This window comes from Nocardiopsis coralliicola, from assembly GCF_054779695.1.
The window spans coordinates 61344-82743 of sequence record NZ_BAAGXT010000004.1 but is presented as its reverse complement, the minus strand read 5'-3'; the positions used below and the strand labels follow the sequence as shown (position 1 = coordinate 82743).

Below are 21400 nucleotides of genomic sequence, written 5' to 3'. Positions count from 1 at the left end.
GGATCAGACGAACTCCCCGGTAACCCAGCACCTGTCCGCCATCGTGTGCGCTGTCGACTGACCGCACACGATCGCGGAGCACCTTCATGCGCCAGGACTGGACCCCTGAACAGCTCGTCGATGAGTGGACCCTGGAAGAGGGCGACCGCAAGCTGCTGAGCAACAAGAGCGGCGCTACCCGGCTCGGGTTCGCGCTCAAGCTCAAGTTCTTTCAGATCGAGGGCCGCTTCCCCTCCTACGCCGAGGAGATCCCGGCGGCGGCGGCACCCTTCGTCGCCGACCAGGTGGGCGTGGAGCCGACCCTGTTCGGCAAGTACCCCTGGAACACGCGAGTTCCAGGGCGGCACCGCCGCCAGATCCGTGACACCTACGGCACCCACGCGGCCACCGAGGACGAAGAGAACCAACTCGCCGACTGGTTGGCCGACCAGGTGTGCCCGGTGGAAGCCGGCCGTGATGAACTCGCCCAAGCCGTTCAGCGCCGGTGCCTCACCCTGAAGATCGAACCCCCGCGCCCCGGGCAGATCGAGCGGATCGTGGCCTCGGGGGTGCGCCGGTTCGAGGAGGCCTTCACCACCAGCGTGATGACCCGCCTGGGCCCGGGGATCTGCGATCGGCTGAGTCCAAGGTGCTGGGTACCGAGGGCGTGCTGGGGGCTGTGAAGTCCGACCCGGGGCCGCTGGGGTTGGAGACCCTGCTGGAGGAGGTCGACAAGCTCAAGACCGTGCAGGCCCTGGGCCTACCGGACGAGCCGTTCGGGGGCGTGTCGGAGAAGATCGTGGCCGCCTGGCGCTCGCGTGCGGCGCGGATGTACCCCTCCGACTTCGCCGAATGCGCCCCGGCGGTGCGCTACACCCTGCTGGCCGCGTTGTGCTGGACCCGTCAGGCCGAGCTGATCGACTCCCTGGTAGAGCTGCTGATCCGGCTCATCCACCGGATCAACGCCCGCGCGGAGAAGCGGGTGGAGAAGGAGCTGATCGGGGAGTTGAGCGCGGTGCCGGGCAAGAAGGGCATCTTGCGCCGGATGGTGGACGCCTCCCTGGCCGAGCCGGGCGGGACGGTGGCCGAGGTGATCTTCGGCGCGGTTCCGGGTGGGGAGAAGACGCTGCGCAAGCTCGCGCGGGAGTTGATGGCCACGGAGAAGGCGATGGCTGAGCGGGTGCGCTACCAGCTGCGTGGCTCCTACTCCCACCACTATCGGCGTATGCTCTCCCCCTTGTTGGCCGCGTTGTCGTTTGCCTGCAACAACACCGCCTACCGGCCGGTGATGGAGGCCATCGAGCTACTGGGCCGCTACACCGACGTCGACCGCTCCGAGAAGTTCTACGGGACCGCCGAGCACGTGCCGATCGAGGGCGTGGTGCCCAAGGCCTGGCACGAAGCGGTCACCGACCAGGCTTCGGGGCGGGTGGAGCGCATCCCCTATGAGCTGTGCGTGCTCATCGCGCTGCGCGAGGCCCTGCGCCGCCGCGAGATCTACGTTCAGGGCGCGGGGAAGTGGCGCGATCCTGACACCGATCTGCCCGGTGACTTCGCCGACAACCGGGACGTGCACTACGCCGCGTTGAACAAGCCCCTGGAGCCGAACGCGTTCGTGGACGGGGTACGCACCCGGATGCGAGCGGCCCTGGACCGGCTGAACACCGCGATGTCGGAGGGCACTACCGGCGGGGTGCGGATCGTGACCCGCAAAGGCCAGCCCTGGATCAGTGTCCCGAAGCTGGAACCACTGCCCGAGCCGCAGAACCTGGGAGCGCTCAAGGCTGAGGTGCTCAGGCGGTGGGGCACCATCGACCTGCTCGACATCCTCAAGGACACCGCCCTGCTCACCGGGTTCTGCTCCGAGTTCGCCTCGGTGGCCACCCGCGAGGCCATCCCGAAAGCGACGTTGCACCGCCGGTTGTTGCTGTGCCTGTTCGCGCTGGGTACCAACATGGGCATCAAGCAGATGATCGCCACCGGCGACCACGGCGAGGACGAGGGGGCGCTGCGCCGTACCCGCGCCAGCCACATCACCCGCGACAACCTGCGCCGCGCGATCGCGACCGTGGTGAATGAGACCTTCGCCGCCCGCGATGCCACCTGGTGGGGCACCGCGACCACGACCGCGTCGGACTCCAAACGGTTCGGGTCCTGGGAGTCGAACCTGATGACGGAGTTCCACGCCCGCTACGGCGGGCATGGGGTGATGATCTACTGGCACGTCGACAAGGGCCGGGCCTGCATCTACTCCCAGCTCAAGTCGTGCTCCTCCTCCGAGGTCGCGGCGATGATCGAAGGGGTCCTGCGCCACTGCACCGACGCCGACGTTCAGGCCAACTACACCGACACCCACGGCGCCAGCATTGTGGGGTTCGCCTTCACCGAGCTGCTCGGGTTCAAGCTACTGCCGCGGTTGAAGAACATCGGCGCGGTGCGCCTGTACAGCCCCGACACCGGCCCGGCCACCTGGCCGCGCCTGGAGCGGGTGGTCAAGAACCGGCCCATCGACTGGGCGCTGATCGAGCGCAACTACGACCAGATGGTCGCCTACGCCACCGCCCTGAGGTTGGGCACGGCCGACACCGAGCAGGTCTTGCGCCGCTTCACCAAGGGCGGCGGCCCCAAGAACCCCGTCTATCAGGCCATCGAAGAACTCGGCCGGGCGGTGCGCACCATCTTCGCCTGCGACTACCTGGCCGACGAGGCACTGCGCAGGGAGATCCACGGCGGCCTGGAGGTGGTGGAGAACTGGAACGGCGCCAACGACAAGTTCTTCTATGGCAAGGAGGGCGTGCTCACCGGAGGCGATCGCGAGCACGCCGAGATCTCCATGCTGTGCCTGCACCTGCTCCAGTCCGCGCTGGTCTACGTCAACACCCTGCTCCTGCAACGGGTGTTGGAAGACCCGGCCTGGGCGGGGCGGCTCACTCCCGAGGACCGGCGGGCGCTCAACCCGCTGTTCTGGACCCACATTAACCCCTACGGCCGGTTCGACCTAGACATGGACAAACGCCTGGACCTGGCCGTGTGAGGATCTGGCATTGACACCGACAAGCAGGAAAATGGCACCACGTCTGGTTTTTACGTGTGCGGTTGGCGGTCTTCCCGGGCGCTCTGGTATGCCATTTTCCCAGCTCAAGCGGCAATACTCCTTTCATGAGCGAGGTCACCAGGACATCAAAAGGGCTTTAACAGATGAGTTGATGCCAAGGAAGAGGATCATGGCCCTCATCCGTTCGATACCAAGCCTTAGGATCTTTGAGCAGGGGCAGCTGTGTTTGCTGTGGCCAAATGTGGCCCCGGGTGGTTGCTGTGCAGCATGACGGTAAAGGTGAGTATCGTCCGATCATTCCCCCTTGTGTAGAGGATGCTTTTTGATGCGCGTCACCTCCCGTGTCATCGCCACGACCGGAGCCGCCGCTCTGGCCTTCAGCCTCGTTCCCTCCGCCTCGGCCCTGGCCGCTGAGGTCCCGGAGCCGCAGGCCTCATAGGTGGCCGACGTGGAGACCGCCGGCGACACCACGACGCTCACCTATGAGGACGGCTCCACCTTCTCGAGCCAGCTCATGACGGGATACTTCTCCTGGGATGCTGAGTTTGACGGCGTCGTGTTCTCCCGCAACTACACCGCGACCGACTCTGGCACGCACACCATCACGGTCGACTCAATCACCAACTGCGACCCCGGCCTCGGGACCTTCTACATCCGCCTGGAGCAGGACGTCTGGTACGGGTGGGATGAGGTAGGCAGCGTCTACGGCTTGGACTGCGACGGCGAAGCCGCCACCTTCACCGGCGTCGAGTCCGGAACCTTCCGCTGGTACCTGGGCGTCAACGGCGGCTCCAGCGGGGACCTGTTCGGCTCTGACGAAGGCCACCGCGTCACTGTCCATGCCGGTAGCGTGGCGCGCCCCGCCACGGGTGTCAACAGATGTGACAGTTGCCGGTACTCACCGTTCCGTTCCTACTCGGACCCCACCATCACCCCGAGTCGCCCGTTCGGTGATCAGCTCGGTGGTTTCTCGGCGATTACGTCCACCGGTTCGATGGTGGGCTGGGCGAACAGGGTGCCGGTGTTGTCGGCGAGGGCTTGGGCGACCTGGCCCGAGAGGTGGGCTTGGCGGCCGGAGTCGTCGGGAAAGGCGTCGTAGATCCCGAACGACGAGGGCCCGAAGCGGATGGCGAACCACCGCACCGTGTTGGGCTCCTGCTCCACGATGCCGAGCCCCTGCTGCAGGAAGTCTTCGACCTCTTTCTCGTGGCCCGGTAGCGCCTCGATCCGGACGAGGAGCCCGACGGTCACCGATTCAGCCATGCTCTGGCCTCCTACTCAAACGGGTGCTGTTCAAAGCCGCGGCGGACAAGTCACGCCGCCGTGCCGGGGTTGAGGACGACCTTGGTCCAGCCGTCTTCGCGGGCGTCGAAGTGCTTGTAGGCGTCCGGGGCTTTCTCCAGCGGCAGGTTGTGGGACACGATCCAGGAGGGGGTGACCTAGTCGGCGGCGATGAGGTTGCGCAGGTGGCGGTTGTAGCGCTTGATCGGGGCCTGCCCGGTGCCCATCTGCTGACCCTTGAACCAGAAGTTGCCGAAGTCGAAGCGGACCTTGCCCTGCTGGGACAGCTCGTCCGGCCCGCCCGGGTCCTGGGGGATGAACACCCCGACGGTGCCGATGCCGCCGGTGAACCGAACGGAGGAGACCAGCCGGTCGACGGTGAAGGTATCGCCCTTGTCGATGTCAGCGTTCATCGACTGGATCTCTCCGGTGTGGATCGACAGCAGCGTCACCTGCGCCCCGGCCTGCTCCACCGCCTCGCGGGGCTGGGTCAGTTCGACCTGCTCGACACCGTCAGTGGCCAAGATCGCGACCCGTCGGCCGCGCAGCTCTTCTGCAATGGGAATCGCGCCTCCTCATAGTGTGGGATAACCACAGAGTTGCCCGGTCAGGCCGGGTCGAAACCACCCGCCGAGGGCGGTTAGCGCGGATCGACGGGCCGTGCAGGCGTGGCCGCGTGCCCACGGTGTTCACCCCATCGAGCACGAGCCCAAGGCGGGTGGGGTCAAGGGCTGTGCGGCCGGACGAGGGGGACTCTGACCGCTGTCGGTGAGCCGGGCCGACGCTGCGTCTCGGGCGATCACCGCCACACGGTCGCGCCGCGAGTGCCGTAAGCCGATCCCCAGCTGAGACGGCTACCACCGTTAGAACCTAAGCTCCTTCGGGCCCGCGTGGTGTCGGCTCCGTGGTCGACGGGCCCTGACGGACCCACCGACCCACGGACCCACGGGCCGACAGCGGCGCCGCTCACGCCATGGCGGGCTTGAGTACCACCTTGGTCCAGCCGTCCTCGCGGTTGTCGAAGTGCTCGTAGGCCTCCGGCGCCCTCTGCAACGGCAAGTCGTGGGAGACGATGAAGGACGGCTTCGCGCGGTCCTGGTGGATCATGTCGCGCAGCTGCCGGTTGTAGGCCTTCACCGGCGCCTGGCCGGTACCGATCCTCTGCCCCTGGAACCAGAACGTCCCCATCTCGAAGTCGAGCCGGCCGTTGCGGGACATCTCGTCCGAAGCTCCGGGGTCGGAGGGCAGGAAGATGCCTACGACACCGATGCCGCCGGTGAACTTCACCGACTTCACCAGGTTGTTCATGGTCAGCTCAGGGTGCTCGACACCGAGATGGTCGTGGGCCTGGTAGCCGACACACTCACATCCGCAGTCCGCACGCCGGCCGTCGGTGAGGTTGAGGACCTGCTCGACCGGGTCGCCCTTGGAGTCGTCGACGGGGATCGCCCCCATCCGCTCCACCAGGCGCAGCCGGTCGGGATGGCGGTCGACCACCATCACCTGGGACGCCCCCTGCAGCAGCGCCGAATATGCCGCCATCAGGCCGACCGGACCCGCGCCGTAGACCACGCAGGACTCACCCGGCTTGAGCCCGGCCAGGCGGGTAGCGTGCCAGCCGGTGGGGAAGATGTCGGCGACCATGACGTAGTCGTCCTCCTTCTCTGCCGCGTCCTCGGGCAGCCGCAGGCAGTTGAAGTCCCCGAACGGCACGCGCAGGTACTCGGCCTGCCCGCCCGAGAAGGGGCCCATCCCGGCGAAGCCGTAGGCGGCCCCGGCCATGTCGGAGTCGGGGTTCGCGGTCAGGCAGTAGGAGGGCATGCCGCTCTCACAGTTGCGGCAGAACCCGCAGCCGATGTTGAAGGGCAGGCACACGTGATCGCCGACCTTGACGCGCTCGACGCCGTCACCGATCTCGGTGACCACGCCCAGGTTCTCGTGTCCGAGGACCTTGCCGGGCTCCAGGTCGGTGCGTCCTTCGTACATGTGCAGGTCGGAACCGCAGATGTTGGTGGCGGTGATGCGCACGAGCACGTCGGTGGGACGCTCGATCCTGGCGTCCGGCACCTCTTTGACGGATACGTCGCGGGATCCGTTGTACACAAGAGCCTTCATGATCTTCTCCAAGAATGGGTGCGGGACGGAATCGGGCTGGCGGGGCTGCCTGCCCCTGCTTCGGACCCTGCTCTCCTAGCACCAGGACGAAACAGCATTACGCGCGTGGTTCGGACAAAACACGTCAAGGTTCAGTGACTGACCGCCACAAGAGCCCGGACACCGGGTCCACCACAGGGCTGTTGCAAAGTCGGATGAGGGCTGCACCCGTGCTGGTCAGGGGATCTGGAGAAGCTCGAGAGGGCGCGTGAAGGTCTCGTAGGACACCCACCGCGTGGCCTCGGGGATGCCGCTCATCCCCAACTCGCTCAGCAGCGGGATCGCCAGATTGCGCAGCATCGCCATGTTCTGCGGTCCGTGCCCGCACCGCACCCGCGAGGCGTCCTCACCAAAGCTCACGTCCCGCACATGGTGCAGCACCTCGATCCGCCAATGGCCCCGCACCAGGCCCGCCAACCGGGCAGCATCGGCCCGCTCAGCGGGCAAACTCGTCACGACATAGGCGTAGGTGCGCCGCACATCACCGGTGGCCAACTCTTTGACCCACCGGTGTACCCGCAGCACCTGCGCCACGTGCGGGGAAGTGATCCGGGGTGCGGTAACGACCTTGACCGTGCGCCTTTCGGCCCGTCCGTGCCCGCGCTCGGTCTCGGCCCGGTTCTCCCGAAGCTACGGCGAGGGGCAAAGTAACCCGTGAGTAGCTTCGGGAGCGGTCTGAGGTCGGGTCGCCCGGGGGAATCTCACCCCCGGGCGACCCGACCTGAGGTCACAGATGGGGGTCGAGAGGATTACTACAGGATTTAGCGGTAGGCCTCCGGCCGCTCACCGGTCGATGGTGAGCGCCTCCAGGGCTGTGGCTTTGTCGGCTTCGGTGGGTAGGGCATAGCGGCGGGTGGTGTTGATGTCGGCGTGCCCCATCAGTTCGGCGACCGTCACCAGGTCCACCGGATCGCGCGCCAGATCGCCGCGGCCGCGCACCAGGTCGGTGCCGAAGGTGTGGCGCAGCACGTGCGGTCCGAACGCCTCGCCGTCATCGTCCGGCCCGATCCCCGCCGCCGCGCCCAGCGCGGTGACCGCCGCGGCGGCCGCCCGGGTCGACAACCGCCCCCCGTCGCGGTTGCGCACCAGCGGCCCCGCGCCGGGGCGGCCGAGCTCGTCCAACAGCCGCTCCAGCGAGGAGCGCACCTCGGAGTGCAGCGGCACCGTGCGGTCCTTGCCGCCCAGGCGTCCCTTGCCGCGCACCCGCACCGTGCCCTTGCGCGCCGACAGCCGCAGATCGGCCACGTCCAGGGCGACGATCTCGGCGACCCGCAGCCCGGCATAGTAGGCCAGGTGGCAGATCACCCGGTCGCGCACCGAGGCGTCCCGGGCCACGGTGCGCAGGAACCGCAGCTTGGCCCGCCCATCCAGAGCCCGTGGGGCGCTGGGACGGGCCAAGTGCTCGCGCACCACCTCGGGGCGCCCTGAACCGCGCAGGGCGAAGAAGGCATCCAGCGCGGCCAGGCGGTTGTTGATCGTGGCCGCCGACAGGCGAGCGCCCGCGCGGGTGCGGGTGTTCTTCAGGGTGCGCCGCCAGTCGCGCACCGCCCAGTCCCGCGCGGTCGCATCGGTGAGCGGGTCTCCGTCCAGCGCGCCGGCCTCGCGCGCGTCGGCGAGCCAGGCCAGGAAGTAGCCGACGTTGCGCCGGTACTTGTCGCGGGTGGCCGCGCCCAGGTCGGTCGCCGAGGCCAGTCTCTCGGCGAAGGCCGCGCGTTCGGCGTCCAGGTCGCCGGGCAGCGCCACGGTTCGGCGCGGCCGCCCGGTTTGTGTGTTTCCAGAAGTCGAATCAGTAGCCTGTTCAGCGGAGGAAGCTGTGTTTCCAGAAGTCACCCGGCCAGTCTAATTCCGGGAACACTAGTTTCCAGAAGTACGACACCCGCTGCGAACGTCGACTAAGTTACTCGCGGGTTACTTGTCCTGTTGCCGGGCCTTCGGGAGAACTGGGCCTAGGGTGCCCCCGCGCAAAAAACAATACGAACCGTCTCGTTCTCCATCCGGTAGGGTGTCCCCATGCCCTCCCCACCCGCCGCCGGCCCCGACCACTCCCACCGCAAAGAGCGCTCCCGCCAGGCCATCTTCACCGCCACCCGCGCCCTCGTCGCCGAAGAGCACTACGACAGGGTCACCATCGAAGCCATCGCCGCCCGCGCCGGCGTCGGCAAGCAGACCATCTACCGCCGCTGGCCCTCCAAGAGCGCCGTCGTCTTCGCCGCCTTCCTCGCCCTCAGCGAAGACGCCGGCAGCCGATCCACCGCCCTGCCCGACACCGGCGACCTCGAAGCCGACCTCAAACACGTCCTGCGCGCCACCGCCGAAGAATTCGCCGACCCCGCCACCGACCGGCTCATCCGCGCCCTCACCACCGAGACCGCCAACGACCCCGCCCTCGCCGCCCAGTACAAGGAGAAACTCGCCGACCCGCTCGACGAATCCAAGAAAGACCGCCTGCGCAGCGCTCAGGAAGCCGGCCAGCTCGACCCCGGCGCCGACCTCGACCTCGTCCTCGAGGTCCTCTACGCCCCGCTCTTCCAGCGCTGGCTGCTGCGCAGCGGCCCGCTCACCGCCGCCTACGCCGACGCGCTCGTCGACACCGCACTCCGCGCCTTCGCCCCCCGCAGCCGGACCGAACCCGGATAGGGCGCAGCCGGCCCCGCTCCGCTACCGCGCCGCCACCGCCCCGTCGGCATCACCGTCCGCCGGCTCCGACAGCCGCCGCAGGACGCCATACGTCCGGTTCGACCGCGCCGCCTCCCGCTGCGCCGACGCCGTCACATCGATATAGGACTGCGACGACGTGATCGAGGAATGCCCCAGCAGCCGCATGATCTCGCTCACCGACGCACCGTCCTCCGCCAACCGCGTCGCAAAGGTATGCCGCAGCGCATGCACCAGCGTCCCCCGCGCCACCCGGTCGTGCACCCCCGCGTGCCGGTAGCACTGCTGCACCAGATACTGCAGGCCGCCCCGGCGCAGCCCCGCACCGCGGTTGTCCACCAGCAGCGCATCCCCGCCCGCAACCGCGCGCCCGAACCGTGCCTCCCGCGACTCCAGATACACCCCGATCAGCGCCTCCAGCGGCGCCTCGATCGGCAGCGACCGCACCCGGCCGCCCTTGCCCACCACCCGCAGCCGCCGCTCACCCGCGCGCCCGCCCAGCGAATCCACCCGCAGCGCCAGCATCTCCGCCGACCGCAGCCCCGTCAGCAGCGCCAGTGCCACCACCGCCAGATCCCGCTCCGGCCACGGATCGCGCGCCCGCCGGCACCCCGCCGCCAGCGCCTCCAGCAGCCGCTCCGGCGTGTCCTCGCCCATCAGCGGCTTCGGCTCGCCCTGCCGCATCCGCGGCCGCTGCACCGCCTGCATCGGATTGCCCTCAACCGCACCTTCGGCCACCCAGAACCCGAAGAACCCGTTCCACGTCGACCACGCCCGCACCACACTCGACGGCGCACGCTCCGCGGCGAACCCCGCGAACGCCCGCCGCAGCAGCCCCGCATCCAGATCCGCCAGCGCCAGCTCGCCGGACGCGCACTCCCGCGCAGCCGCCGCATACCCCAGCACCGTGCGCAGATCCCGCCCGTAGGCCGCCAGCGTGTGCGGCGACGGCTTCGCCGCCTGCCGCGCCACCAGATACTCCGCCACGGCCGCCTCCGCAGCCAGCCCAGCACCCACTCCGCTCATGCCCCCAGCCTCCCCGATGCAGGCCCGCCGCACCCCGGCGGCCGACCGCGGAACCGGCGCTGCGCCGAACCCGCGTTCGAACAGCATGCCGGGCACTGTTCGAACCCGACAAGCGCACCGGCATCCAACCCGCCGCAGCAGCAGGGGAGAGGTAGTCCGAAACACCCGGGCACAGCACCGGCGCGCCCCGCGCGCCCGCTGCAGGCGGAGGCAACCGGCGGACAGGACCGGGGGAGAGGGTCACGGAATGCGGCGTGCCGCCCACATCGACACCACGTGCAGCGGCCCCTCCAGCGGACCCCGCCGCACCAGCAGCCGCCACACCGTGGCAAACACCAGGCAGCCCACCAGCACCGTCACCGCCAGCTGGTTCTCCACGAACGCCAGCGGTGTGCCCGCCACCAGCCCCGACTCGGCCAGCCAGATCACCAGGATGTGTCCGACATAGGTGGTCAGCGCCAGCGCACCCACCGCCCCCACCGGATAGAGCACCCACCGCAGATAGGGTGCGATGATCAGGCACAGCCCCAGTACCGCGATCCCGATGCCGCCGGCACCGAACACCTCGAACGGTGTCCCGCTGTGCCCGGCCGACACCAGCAGCCACGCCCAGTCGTTCACCGGAACCGTCCCGGGGAAGCCCACCGTCAGCGCCTCGCTGAGCGAGGACGCACCGCCGTAGCCCTCCATCGCCTCCGGCGTGACCGCGGCCTCCAGCCGCGCCCGCCCGCCCAGCAGCTCCAGCGCCGCCCACGAGGCGGTGTAGGCGGCAGCCGCCAGGGCCGTGCCCACGCCCACCAGCGCCCACTGCACGCGGGCGCTGCGCAGCCGCAGCCGGCCGATCGCCAGCCCGGCGAGGACGAACGGCATCCAGGTGATCGCCGGGTAGGCCCCGGTGAGCAGGAAGTTCACGAAGCCGTCGTTGGCCCAGGCCACGAACGGGTCGACCGAGTTGATCGCGCTGACCGGCGCGCGCAGCGGGCCGTCGTCGATCAGGCGGCGCACCGCGAACGACGCAACCGGGCCCAGCAAGCCCAGGACCGCCGCCGCTCCGGCGACGATCTTCCACCGCTCGCTCATCAGCGGCGCCGCCAGCACGAAGAACACCGCGTAATAGGCGAGGATGACCGACACCGGCGTGCCCAGCATCGTCAGCAGAGTGCCGACCGGCAGCATGATCAGCCCGCGGATGACCACCCGCCACAGCGCCACCCCCATGTCCTTGCCCTCCTTAGGCGCGGACCCGCCGGACAGCAGCGCGATGGAGACCCCGGCCAGCAGGGCGAACAGCGCCGCCGAACGGCCCGAGGCCAGGCCGTAGAGGGCGTTCTCGCCGGAGGCGAGGGTCCAGCCCAGGCCCACGTGTACGACGAACATCCCCAGCACGGCGATGCCGCGCGCCACGTCGATGCCGGCGAGGCGGTCGGCGGGCGCGCCGCCGCGCGGCCGTCCCGCCGGGGGAGCGGCGCTGTCGGCAGGGGCCGCACGCGCTTCAGGGCGCGCTGCGGAGGCAGCGGGCTCGGGCGGGTCCGGAGGGTCGGAGTGCCCGCCGCCCACTGCGGTATCGGTGTCGCGAGGGGAGGGGCCGGTGCTGTTCCACACCCTTCGAGCATCGCGCCCCGGGCGGCGGAATACAGGGGGATGGGCGGTTGTGACCGCTTGTGGCCGGGGAGTGGCCGCCCGCGCGGACCCTGCCAACGGAAGGGGGCGTCCAGGCGTCGGGGCCGGCGGGAGGAGCGGTGATCGCACCGGTCCGGTCGCCGCATTCGGAGCCGATGCTCCGTATGGGCGTTTCATCCCGTTTCGTGCATAACGCACTTTATGCATGAAACTTTGCCGAAAGCTGGCCGGCCCGTGGGCGTGGCCGCCGCGGGATCGGGGAGGCGCTCCCGCCTCATACAGGCCCTGCGCCTGCTGCACGTCCAGCAGGCCGCGCCGGGGTCGGGATGGAGCTCGGCGGCACAACGCCCGCACCGCCGAAGGGCTGCGGGCGCGGGTCTGCCAGCGCATCTGCGCGCTCAGCGCCGCGATCCGGCAGAACAGGCTGAACGGCGCCCCGGCCAAGCGATCACTGACCGCCTGCGACTACTGACCAGGACGCAGAACGCCGCCCAACACGCCCTAGCCCCGCGGGGACAGCGCCGTCCAGACCGGCTCGCACGCTGCCACCAGCCGCTCCGCAGCGGCGTACGTCGCAGCGGGATCGCCGGCCGCCTCGAACTCGGCGATCTCGATGCCGGCGAACCCGCCGTCGGCAAGGGCTGCCAGCGCGGCGCTGAGCTCGTCGGCGCTCAGGCCCCCGGGCGCAGCGGGAGCGTCCAGGACGTCGCAGTCGATGTGCACATACACCGGGCGGCCGGCGGCAGCCGCGCGAAGCCGCTCGGGCAGGTCCGGCCCCGGCGGCACGGCGGTCAGGGCGCCGGAGTCGATGCGGCGCTGCTCGGCGGGGTCGATGTCGCGTGCTCCGGCGAGGAGGGTGCTGCCGGCAGCGAGCCCGGCGCCCAGGCCGGAGTCCCACCGGCCCAGCGGCGCGGCCAGCGCCATGCCGCCGAGGAATCCGGTCGCGCTCTCTGCCGGCGTGTTGAGGTCGGCATGGGCGTCGAACCAGACGACGGCGGCGTCGGGCCGGCGGGCCGCGACGGGCGGGACGGTGGCCACCGACGCGGCGCAGCGGCTGGATGCGGTGACCGGCGTCCGGCCGCCCTGCAGGAGTGCGTCGAGATGGTCGCGCAGCGTCCGCAGTTCCTCCGCTGCACCGGCGAGCTCCGCGTGCCAGCCGGCGCTCAGCGCGGGACGCGGGGTTCCGATGGTGCGGGGCCCAGTGCCGAGCCGCTGGGCCAGTACGCCGGTGAGGACGGCCGATCCGGCCATGGCGCGGTCGTTGCGGTCGGCGATGCGCCCGGCGAACCGTGTCAGGGCCAGCGGCTCTGCGGGAGGTGGGGGTGCCATGCGGGGATCGTAGCGTCCGGAATGGCACCGCTGAACTGCAGTGTCCGGCGGCGTGCACCGAAGGCGGGTGCCGGGGTTTTGCGTGCGTGTACTGGAGGGATGGCCCGCGGAAATCTCGCTCGCCGTGGCAGCGCGCCGCCGCTGACTGCGCAGATGCCGGAACTCGGCGGCGCCGGGCGGTTCAGCGGCTGCCGGCACGGCGTTCGCTCGGCGGCGGGTGTCCGGCGCATGGGGCGGCCCGGCAGCCGCGGGCGCGGCCTGGGCGCGAAATGTCGGCGTCCGCCGTGCGCGACGGCGTGCGCAGCGGGTGTTCGACCCCTCTCGGCCCGGCAGTCAGATGCGCCGATAATCAATATTATGTCAAGTTGGGGAGTCCGAGAGGGGGTCCGGACCTCTGGCTGCCTCCCCCCGTTTCTGTCTCTCCGCTGCGCGTGCCGCTGCGGATCTGCGCGGCGTCGGCGGTTCTGCTGGCGCACGCACCGCCGTCCCGCCCGCGCCGGTGGCTCTGGCTCCGATGTGCGCGCTGCGTGCCGCCGCTTCGCTTCCGGCTTGGGCGCATTCGCAGCGGCCTTCCTTCGCTCACCTGCGGTCTGCGTGCTGACCGGCGCCTGGGGCGCGGCCCAGGCGATGCCGTCGACCGCGAGGATCGGCTCGCTGGCCGCGGTGCAGGGATTGCATCCGCGCAGGCCGTGCGGCGCGGTGCAGGTGCGACGGGCCGGCGTAGCCGGAGCCGGCGGCGACGTCGGCAGGCCTCTCCCCTGCCGACAGGCGGTGGGCGGCGCGGTCGAAGCGGATGAGGGTCGCGGCTTCGGCCGAGTCGGTCGGTGCGGGCGCGGAGGGTACTGCGCCGGGTCGCGGGGGCTCTCCCCTGCTGGAGCCTCCGGAGCGGCCGCCGCTCCCCTGCCGGGGTTTGCTGCGGTGCATGCGGTCGGGCCGCCTGGACGGCGCATTGCATATCCTTTATGTCGCACTTGCGTACGTTTGGGATGTTCCGTGGCCGCGCCGCTGCCATCGCCGCCTCTGACCCGGGGCGGTCGGCCCCGGCGGCGGCCGGAAGGGCCGATCGTGACCGCCACCGCCGCGCCGCCCGCCGCTGCACCGGGCCCCCTCTCCCCCGCCTGCCCGCCGCCGGCGCGCCGGAGTTCCCGGCTGCACGGGCTCGACCTGGCGCGGGCGGTGGCGGTCCTGGCGATGTTCACCGTGCACCTGGGGGCGCCGCTGGCGGCTGTGTTCCCGCGGACGGGCTCGGTTGTGGAGGCGGCGGCGCACGGGCGCTCCTCGGCGCTCTTCGCGGTGCTGGCCGGGGTGGCGCTGGCGCTGCTGAGCGGCCGGACGCGCCGCCCGGCAGGAGCGGATCTGGCGCGGGCGCGCCGGCGGATCGCGGTGCGCGCCGCCGTGCTGGTCACGGTGGGGTGGTCGCTGATCGCCCTGGACACCCCGGTTGCGGTGATCATCGCCCATTACGGCGGGTTCCTGCTGCTGGCGCTGCCGCTGCTCGGGGCGGGGCCCGGTGTGGTGGCCGGGGCCGCGGCTGCGGGCGCCGTGCTGCTGCCCGCGGTGTCGTTCGGGGTGCGGGCGTGGGCCTCGGGTGCGGGGGCGGAGTCGGCTGCGGCGCTGCTGGCGGCGGGTCCGGTGGGCGGTTTCCTGTTCACCGGGATGTTCCCGGCGGCGGCGTTTCTGCCGTACGTGCTGGCGGGGCTGGCACTGGGGCGGTGCGATCTGGCGCGGGCCCGGGTGCGGCTGGCGGCGGTGGCCGGCGGGCTGGTGTGTGCGGCGGCGGGGTACGGGGGTTCGGCTCTGGTGCTGGCGGTGGCGCCGGGCCCGGTGGCGGACGCCGTCGGCGCGCGGCCGTATCTGCACGGGGCGGTGCCGGTGGAGTCGGGCTGGTGGCTGGCGACGGCGGTACCGCACAGCGGGACGGTGTTCGAGCTGGTGGGATCGGGCGGTGTTGCGGTGGCGGCGGTGGGGGTGTGCCTGTTCGCGGCGGATCGGTGGCCGCGGGCGTCGGCGCCGCTGGCTGCGGTGGGGGCGCTGTCGCTGACGGTGTATGCGGTCCATGTTCTGGGGATCTGGGCGGTGCGCGGTGCGGGGGTGGCCCAGTGGCCGGTGTGGGCCGAGGTGTTTGCGGCTGCGGCGGTTGCGGGGGCGTTCGCGTGGCGGCGCTGGCGGGGCCGGGGGCCGCTGGAGGGAGCGGTGTCGGCGGTGGTGCGCCGGGCGGTTCCCGGTCCGGGGGCGGTGCGCGGCGGCGCGGGGTGGCCGCTGCCGGACTCGGGCGATGCGGGCGCATTCGCTGCGGGGGGCGGGGGGCGCGCCTAAGGTTGGGCCATGGTGTGGCACCGCGACGTCGATCTGGTCGTGCCGTTGTGGCAGGGGGGCGACGACGTGCGCGTTTCCGCCGGTCCGGGGGCGCTGGCGCATCTGGTGCCGGCGGGCGGGCGGCGGCTGCACGTTGCGGTGGCGGACGGGCCGCGCGCGGTGGTGGACGGCGTGGTGAACCTGGAGACGGTGGCGGAGACGCAGCGGCTGCTGGCGGAGCGGCTGCGGCGGCGGGATCCGCGGCGGGCGCTGACGCTGGGCGGGGACTGCGCGAGTGATCTTGCGGTGGTGCGCCATCTCGCCGGGCGCAATCCGGGGATGGCCTGCTACTGGGTGGATGCGCACGCGGATCTGAACACGCCGGGGTCGTCGCCGTCGGGGCGGGCGCACGGGATGGCGCTGCGGGTGCTGCTGGGTGAGGGGCATCCGCGGCTGGTGGAGGGGGCGCCGCTGCGGCCGGATGAGGTGACGCTGGTGGGGGTGCGTTCGCTGGATCCGGGTGAGGCGGGGTTCGTGCGGGCGGCGGGGGTGGCTGCGGTTCCGCCGGAGCTGGTGGCGGCGGATCCGGGTGCTGCGGTCGCGGGGCGGGCGGCGGGTTCGCCGGCCTATGTGCATCTGGATCTGGATGTGTGCGACCCGGCGGAGATGGGTGCGGTGGCGTGTCCGGAGCCGGGCGGTCCCCCGGTGGCGGCGCTGGCGCGGTGTTTGGCGGTGATTGCGGCGCACCACGATGTGGTGGGCGTGGGGGTGTGCGAGTACGTGCCGGTGGTGGAGCACGATCCGGGCGCGGTGGCGGAGCTGCTGGGTGCGCTGGGGCTGGTCGGGGCGGCCGCGGAGTAGGGCTGCCGCTGCCCTCCCCCGGTCCCCTGGTCCGCGGTGCCGGCTGGGCCGGTGTGCCGCTGCTGCGGTGGGCTGCGCGGGCGGGCGGTGCTGCTGCTCCCCCGCCCGCGCGGTGCCGGTCAGGGCACGTCGGCCGGGGTGAGCAGGGTGAGGTCCTCGCGGGTGGGGTCGGCGAGGTCGATGGTGCGGCCGGCTTGGCGGGTGATCATGCGTTCGAGGACCTGGCGGGCGTAGCGGGCGTTGCCGAAGGAGTCGGTGCGCGGGACGGCGGAGAAGTGGGCCCGCAGTGCGTCGGTGGTGTCTTCGGGCAGGGTGTATCCGCTGGTGGCGGCCATGGATTCGACGATGGTGACGAGTTCGCCGTCGCTGTAGTCGGCGAAGGGCACGTGGTGGGCGAAGCGGGATGCGAGGCCGGGGTTGGAGTCGAGGAAGCGCTGCATTTCGGCGGTGTAGCCGGCGACGATGACGACGACTTCGTCGCGGTGGTCTTCCATGAGTTTCACCAGGGTGTCCACTGCTTCCTGGCCGAAGTCGCCGTTGGCGCCGACGGGGGTGAGGGTGTAGGCCTCGTCGATGAAGAGGACGCCGCCGCGGGCCTTTTCGAAGGTCTCCAGGGTGAGCTGGGCGGTGTGGCCGATGTAGCGGCCGACGAGGTCGGATCGGGCGGCCTCGACGGTGTGGCCCTTGGGCAGGACGCCGAGGGAGTGCAGCAGGCGGCCGTAGAGGCGGGCGACGGTGGTCTTGCCGGTGCCGGGCGGGCCGGCGAAGACGAGGTGGTGGCTGAGGCTGGGCGCGGGCATGCCGAGTTCGCGGCGGCGCGCGGCGGAGACCAGGACGTTGACCAGGTCGTTGACGGTGGTCTTGACGTCGGCGAGGCCGGTGAGGGTGTCGAGTTCGGCGCGCAGGGCGGCGAGGTCGTCGCCGGGGCCGGTGGCGTCCTCGGCGGCGGTGCCGAGGTCTTCGGGGGTGAGGACGGTGAGTTCGGCGGGGTCGGCGGGCGGGTTCTCGCCGAGGCGGTGGGCCTGGCGGTCGACCATTTCTTCGAAGACCTTGCGGGCTTCGCGGCCGTTGCCGAAGGCGGGGCCTTTGGGCAGGGCGTCGAAGTGGCGGAGCAGCAGGGGGTGCAGGTCGTCGGTGAAGGTGTAGTGGTGGTCGGCGCCGAGGCGTTCGATGATGGCGACGAGCTCGTCGGGCTGGTAGTTGGGGAAGGTGATGGTGCGGGCGAAGCGGGAGGCGAGGCCGGGGTTGGAGTCGAGGAAGGTGTCCATTTCGGCGGCGTAGCCGGCGACGATGACGACGACGTCGTCGCGGTGGTCTTCCATGAGTTTGACCAGGGTGTCGATGGCTTCCTGGCCGAAGCCGCCGCCGTCGTCGGCGGCGAGGGTGTAGGCCTCGTCGATGAAGAGGACGCCGCCGCGGGCCTTTTCGAAGACTTCGGTGGCTTTGATGGCGGTGGCGCCGACGTATTGGCCGACGAGGTCGGCGCGGGCGGTTTCGACGACGTGGCCGTAGCGCAGGACGTCGAGGTCGGCGAGGATGCGGCCGTAGAGGCGGGCGACGGTGGTCTTGCCGGTGCCGGGCGGGCCGGCGAAGACGAGGTGGCGGGCGACGGGGGGTGAGGGCAGGCCCATTTCGGCGCGGTGGCGGGCCATCTTGGTGCGGTTGACGAGGGTGGTGACCTCGTTTTTGACGTTGCCGAGGCCGATGAGGGCGTCGAGTTCGGCGAGGGGGCCGGCGTCTTCGGTGTCGTCGTCGGCGGCGGGTGCGGTGGCGGGTGCTGCGGTGACGGCGTCGGGTCCGTAGCTGTCTTCGGCGTGGTTGTCGTGGCTGATGAGGGCGTCGGCGCGGATGCGGTCGCCGGGGACGGTCTGGCGGAGTCCGGCGCGGCCGTTTTCGCGCAGGGTGCAGCTGTCGACGACGACGTCGTCGTCGCTGCCGACGAGGATGCCGTCGCCGCCGTTGGCGAAGAGTTCGCAGGAGCGCAGGACGGCGCGTCCGCCGGAGGCGATGAGGGCGCCGTTGCGGGTGTTGGTGTGGGCGCGGATGCGCAGGGCGGTGATTTCGCCGTCGGTGTGGGCGGCGATGCCGTCGCCGCCGCATTCGGCGGCTTCGCCGTCGCGGAGGTCGAGGACGGCGCCGGCTGCGGCGGAGATTCCGTTTTCGCGGGCGCCGATGACGCGGATTCCGGTGAGTGAGGCGCGGGTGTCGCCGGTGGCGTGGACGCCGGTGCGGCGGGGGGCGGTGATGTCGGTGTCTTCGAGGCGTCCGCCGGCGGCGTCCCAGCGCAGGCCGTGGGCGCGGGATGCGGTGACGGTGGTGTTGCGGAGGAAGGGGGCGGCGCCGGAGAGGATCTCGATGCCGGGGCCGGTGGTGCTGTCGGTGGTGAGGCGGTCGAATTCGGCGGTGGAGTCTTCGGCGATGCGGACTCCGGCGGCGGCGGTGGTGTGGATGGTGAGGCCGCTGAAGGAGGTGGAGGAGCGTCCGGCGACGTCGATGCCTTCGGCTCCGCTGTTGCGGATCTCGCCGTCGCGGATGAGGCCGCGGGCTTTGTCTTCGGTGCGGATTCCGGCGCCGGTGGTGGCGGTGATGCGGAGGCGTTCGACGCGGGGGTCGGTGGCGGCGCGCAGGACGAGTCCGCGGCCGCTGGCTTTGTCGATGGTGAGGGTGTCGATGAGGACGGCTGAGCGGGTGGCGATGACGACGGCGTCGTCGGCGGCGTTGCGGACGGTGAGGTCGCTGAGGGTGGTGGCGGCGTGTTCGTCGAGGACGATGGCGGGTTTGGCGGTGCCGGTGATGGTGCAGTCGCTGATGTGGCCGGCGCCGCTGCCGGCGGCGTAGATGCCGTTGGCGCCGGCGTCGCGGACGGTGCAGCGGCGGACGTGGGGGGCGCCTTTGTCGTTGATGACGATGCCGCTGGTGGCGATGTCTTCGATGAGGCAGTCTTCGATGACGCTGCCGTGGGGTGAGGTGACGACGATGCCGGCGCCGGCGGTGCAGCGGACGGTGCAGCCGCGCAGGGCGAGGGCGCCGTCGTCGCGGGCGAGGACGGCGGCCCAGGCGGCGCCTTCGACTTCGCAGTCGGCGAGTTCGACCTGTCCGGCGGCGGAGTCGATGACGGGGGCTTCGGTGTCGCGTCCGCGCAGGGTGAGGCCGGTGAGTTTGACGGCTTCGGCGATGGAGGTGATGGTGCTGCCGGTGGAGCTGAGGATTTCGACGGTTCCGGGGCCGTCGGCTGCGAGGAGGGTGACGACGCGGGTGAGGACGAGCTGTTCGTCGTAGCGTCCGGGGGCTAGGGAGAGGACGGCTCCGTCGCCGGCGGCGGCGAGGGCTTCGCCGATGGTGCGGAACTCGGCTCCGCCGGAGGGGTCGACCGCGCGCACGTGACGGTTCATCGCCTGGTGTCATTCCTTTCTGGGCCCGCGGACCGGGTGGTCCGCGGGCGTGTCCTGCTGCGCCCGTGGAGGGGCGGGTGCTTCGGGTGCTGTCAGGGGGTTAGCTGCACTCTGCCTCGACGACGGAGTAGGGGTGTTCTGGGGTTCCGCCGCCGTCGGGGTCGGCGGCGGCGTTGGTGGTGCGCAGGGTGAACGATTCTCCGACGTCTTCGAGTTCGGTCATGGCCCAGTAGCGGCCGCCGTCGGGGCGGGTGACGTCGAAGCCGCCGCGGGGGCTGCCGTTGCTGTTGTCGGCGTCGAAGACTTCGTAGTGGGCGGGGATTCCGTTCTCCCAGAGGGGTTCGGCGCCGTTCTGGACGAGGATTTTGACGGTGCAGGTGGCGCCGGGGCGGCCGGGCCAGAAGGTCCATTGGGCGGCGGAGGTGCTGTTGCCGGGGTCGCCGCTGACGGGGGCGACGTCGTAGGCGTCGTCGCAGCCGGCTCCGTTGTAGCCGGCGGGGCCGTCGCGGCGGACGTTGTCGCCGTTGACCTGGTAGCGGGCGCCTTCGGAGGTGCATCCGGGGCCGGCGACGGCGCGGAAGGGCTCGGGTTCGGGGTTCTGCTGGGTCTGGGGCTGGTCGGCGGGCGGGTTCTTTTCGGTGTCGCTGCTGTCGTCCTGCGGGGTGCCGCCGGAGCGGGTTTCGGGGCCGCTTCCGCTGTCGTTCTTGCTGCCTTCGCCGCCGCTGTCGTTGCTGTCGTTGCTGTCCTGGCTGTCGGAGCGGCTGTCGTCGCTGCGGGTGTCGTCGGAGCTGGAGCCGGAGCCGCGGGATTCTTCGTCCCCGGTGTCGGAGTCGCGGCTGGTCGCGCCGTCGCCGGTGCTGCTACCGGATTCGCGGCTGCTGCTCTCGCGGTCCTCGCGCTCCTCGCGGTCGCTGAGCAGGCCGGCCAGGAAGGATCCCTGTTCGATTTCCAGGGTGGGGGTCTCGTTGTCGTCCCCGCCGCTGCCGTCGGATCCGTCTTCGTCCTCGTCTTCGTCGGTGGGGCCGGGGGGCACGGGCGTTCCGTTGCCGCCGCCTCCGTCGCCCCCTCCCCCGCCCTCGCCGCGGGGCTCGCCGGACTGGCCGCCGCCGTCTCCGGAGCCGGGGCTGTCGGGCAGGACCTGGGGGACGTAGCCTTCGGCGCCGCCGGCTGATCCGGTTCCTGCGCCGGCGCCCGCTCCGGTGTCGGGTGCCTGGGGCTGGGCGGCGCCGTCTGAGCCGGCGTAGGCGTGGTCCTGGGTGGTGCCGGATGCGGTGTCGCCGTCCAGGGGGGCGGCGCCGCGGTATTCCTGGGCGGCGGACATGCCGAAGGGGGCGGCCACGAGCAGCAGCCCGGCGATTCCTGCGACGGCGAGGGTGGGGCGGCCGGGGCGGTGGCGGTCGGCGTCGGTGTCTGCGGCGCCCGGTGCGTTGGCGGCGCTGCTGCGCAGGGCCAGGGCGGTGAGCAGGGCGCGTCGCCCGCGCCCGGTGTCGGTGTCGGTGTCAGTCGCGGCGGCTGCGGCGGCGGGAGGGGGCTGGGGGGTGGCGGCCGAGGGTGGGGCGGGGGCCGCGGGCGCCCCGATGCTGCCGGTGCCCGTTGCCGGGGCGGCGGGTGCGTCGTTGCCCGTCGAGCTGAGGACGGGGCTGGGGCGCACGGGCCCGCGCGCTGCCTCGGTGTTGTCGGTCATGGTCTGCTGCGTCCTTTCCAGCTCTGGTGGTGCTCGGGTGATTCTTCGGTACTGGAGTGGGTTCAGGGA

The 21400-nt window shown here is 71.4% G+C and carries 12 protein-coding genes and 3 pseudogenes; 5 read left to right on the top strand and 10 right to left on the bottom strand.

Annotated features, from left to right (window positions below):
- Positions 1–86 precede the first annotated feature (86 nt).
- Positions 87–3013: pseudogene (locus ACYVGT_RS04795) on the top strand (Tn3 family transposase).
- 975 nt (positions 3014–3988) lie between these two features.
- Here the strand turns inward: ACYVGT_RS04795 and ACYVGT_RS04790 are convergent.
- The 5 genes and pseudogenes from ACYVGT_RS04790 to ACYVGT_RS04770 form a co-directional block, all read right to left on the bottom strand.
- Positions 3989–4297 carry a putative quinol monooxygenase gene (locus ACYVGT_RS04790; protein WP_083917893.1) on the bottom strand — a complete coding sequence of 103 codons (309 nt, stop codon included), beginning with the start codon at positions 4295–4297 and terminating at the stop codon, positions 3989–3991.
- 176 nt (positions 4298–4473) lie between these two features.
- On the bottom strand, positions 4474–4842 hold the full coding sequence (locus ACYVGT_RS04785; RefSeq protein WP_460855326.1) for a hypothetical protein: 369 nt from the start codon (positions 4840–4842) through the stop codon (positions 4474–4476).
- A 439-nt stretch (positions 4843–5281) separates the two neighbouring features.
- On the bottom strand, positions 5282–6430 hold the full coding sequence (locus ACYVGT_RS04780) for a glutathione-independent formaldehyde dehydrogenase (protein WP_460855173.1): 1149 nt from the start codon (positions 6428–6430) through the stop codon (positions 5282–5284).
- Between the two features lie 216 nt (positions 6431–6646).
- Positions 6647–7075, bottom strand: a pseudogene (locus tag ACYVGT_RS04775) (ISAs1 family transposase); the annotation flags it as partial.
- A 177-nt stretch (positions 7076–7252) separates the two neighbouring features.
- Positions 7253–8212, bottom strand: coding sequence for a tyrosine-type recombinase/integrase (locus tag ACYVGT_RS04770; RefSeq protein WP_087096645.1), 960 nt, complete (start codon positions 8210–8212; stop codon positions 7253–7255).
- Between the two features lie 267 nt (positions 8213–8479).
- Between ACYVGT_RS04770 and ACYVGT_RS04765 the strand changes: the two genes are divergently transcribed.
- Entirely contained in the window at positions 8480–9106 is a 627-nt protein-coding gene (locus tag ACYVGT_RS04765; protein WP_460855172.1) for a TetR/AcrR family transcriptional regulator, read from the top strand.
- Positions 9107–9127: 21 nt separating this feature from the next.
- On the opposite strand, the gene ACYVGT_RS04760 is transcribed toward ACYVGT_RS04765, so the two are convergent.
- The gene (locus ACYVGT_RS04760) at positions 9128–10150 is read right to left on the bottom strand and encodes a tyrosine-type recombinase/integrase (RefSeq protein ID WP_460855171.1); all 1023 of its coding nucleotides are present in this window, start codon (positions 10148–10150) and stop codon (positions 9128–9130) included.
- A 240-nt stretch (positions 10151–10390) separates the two neighbouring features.
- Positions 10391–11752 carry a heparan-alpha-glucosaminide N-acetyltransferase domain-containing protein gene (locus ACYVGT_RS04755; protein WP_460855170.1) on the bottom strand — a complete coding sequence of 454 codons (1362 nt, stop codon included), beginning with the start codon at positions 11750–11752 and terminating at the stop codon, positions 10391–10393.
- A gap of 346 nt (positions 11753–12098) precedes the next feature.
- On the opposite strand from ACYVGT_RS04755, the pseudogene ACYVGT_RS04750 reads away from it, so the two are divergent.
- Positions 12099–12242 (top strand): annotated as a pseudogene (locus tag ACYVGT_RS04750) (IS982 family transposase); the annotation flags it as partial.
- 29 nt (positions 12243–12271) lie between these two features.
- Here ACYVGT_RS04750 and ACYVGT_RS04745 read toward each other — a convergent pair.
- Positions 12272–13099: an arginase family protein gene (locus ACYVGT_RS04745; protein WP_460855169.1), complete on the bottom strand. Its 828-nt coding sequence runs from the start codon at positions 13097–13099 to the stop codon at positions 12272–12274.
- A 1065-nt stretch (positions 13100–14164) separates the two neighbouring features.
- Here ACYVGT_RS04745 and ACYVGT_RS04740 point away from each other — a divergent pair.
- Positions 14165–15415 (top strand): heparan-alpha-glucosaminide N-acetyltransferase domain-containing protein, encoded by a 1251-nt coding sequence (locus tag ACYVGT_RS04740; protein WP_460855168.1) that lies wholly within the window; start codon positions 14165–14167, stop codon positions 15413–15415.
- A 9-nt stretch (positions 15416–15424) separates the two neighbouring features.
- Positions 15425–16255, top strand: a complete 831-nt coding sequence (locus ACYVGT_RS04735; RefSeq protein ID WP_460855167.1) for an arginase family protein — start codon at positions 15425–15427, stop codon at positions 16253–16255.
- Positions 16256–16374: 119 nt separating this feature from the next.
- Here ACYVGT_RS04735 and ACYVGT_RS04730 read toward each other — a convergent pair whose 3' ends face one another.
- Positions 16375–19647, bottom strand: a complete 3273-nt coding sequence (locus ACYVGT_RS04730; protein WP_460855166.1) for a right-handed parallel beta-helix repeat-containing protein — start codon at positions 19645–19647, stop codon at positions 16375–16377.
- Between the two features lie 100 nt (positions 19648–19747).
- Entirely contained in the window at positions 19748–21331 is a 1584-nt protein-coding gene (locus ACYVGT_RS04725; RefSeq protein WP_460855165.1) for a hypothetical protein, read from the bottom strand.
- Positions 21332–21400: the final 69 nt, after the last annotated feature.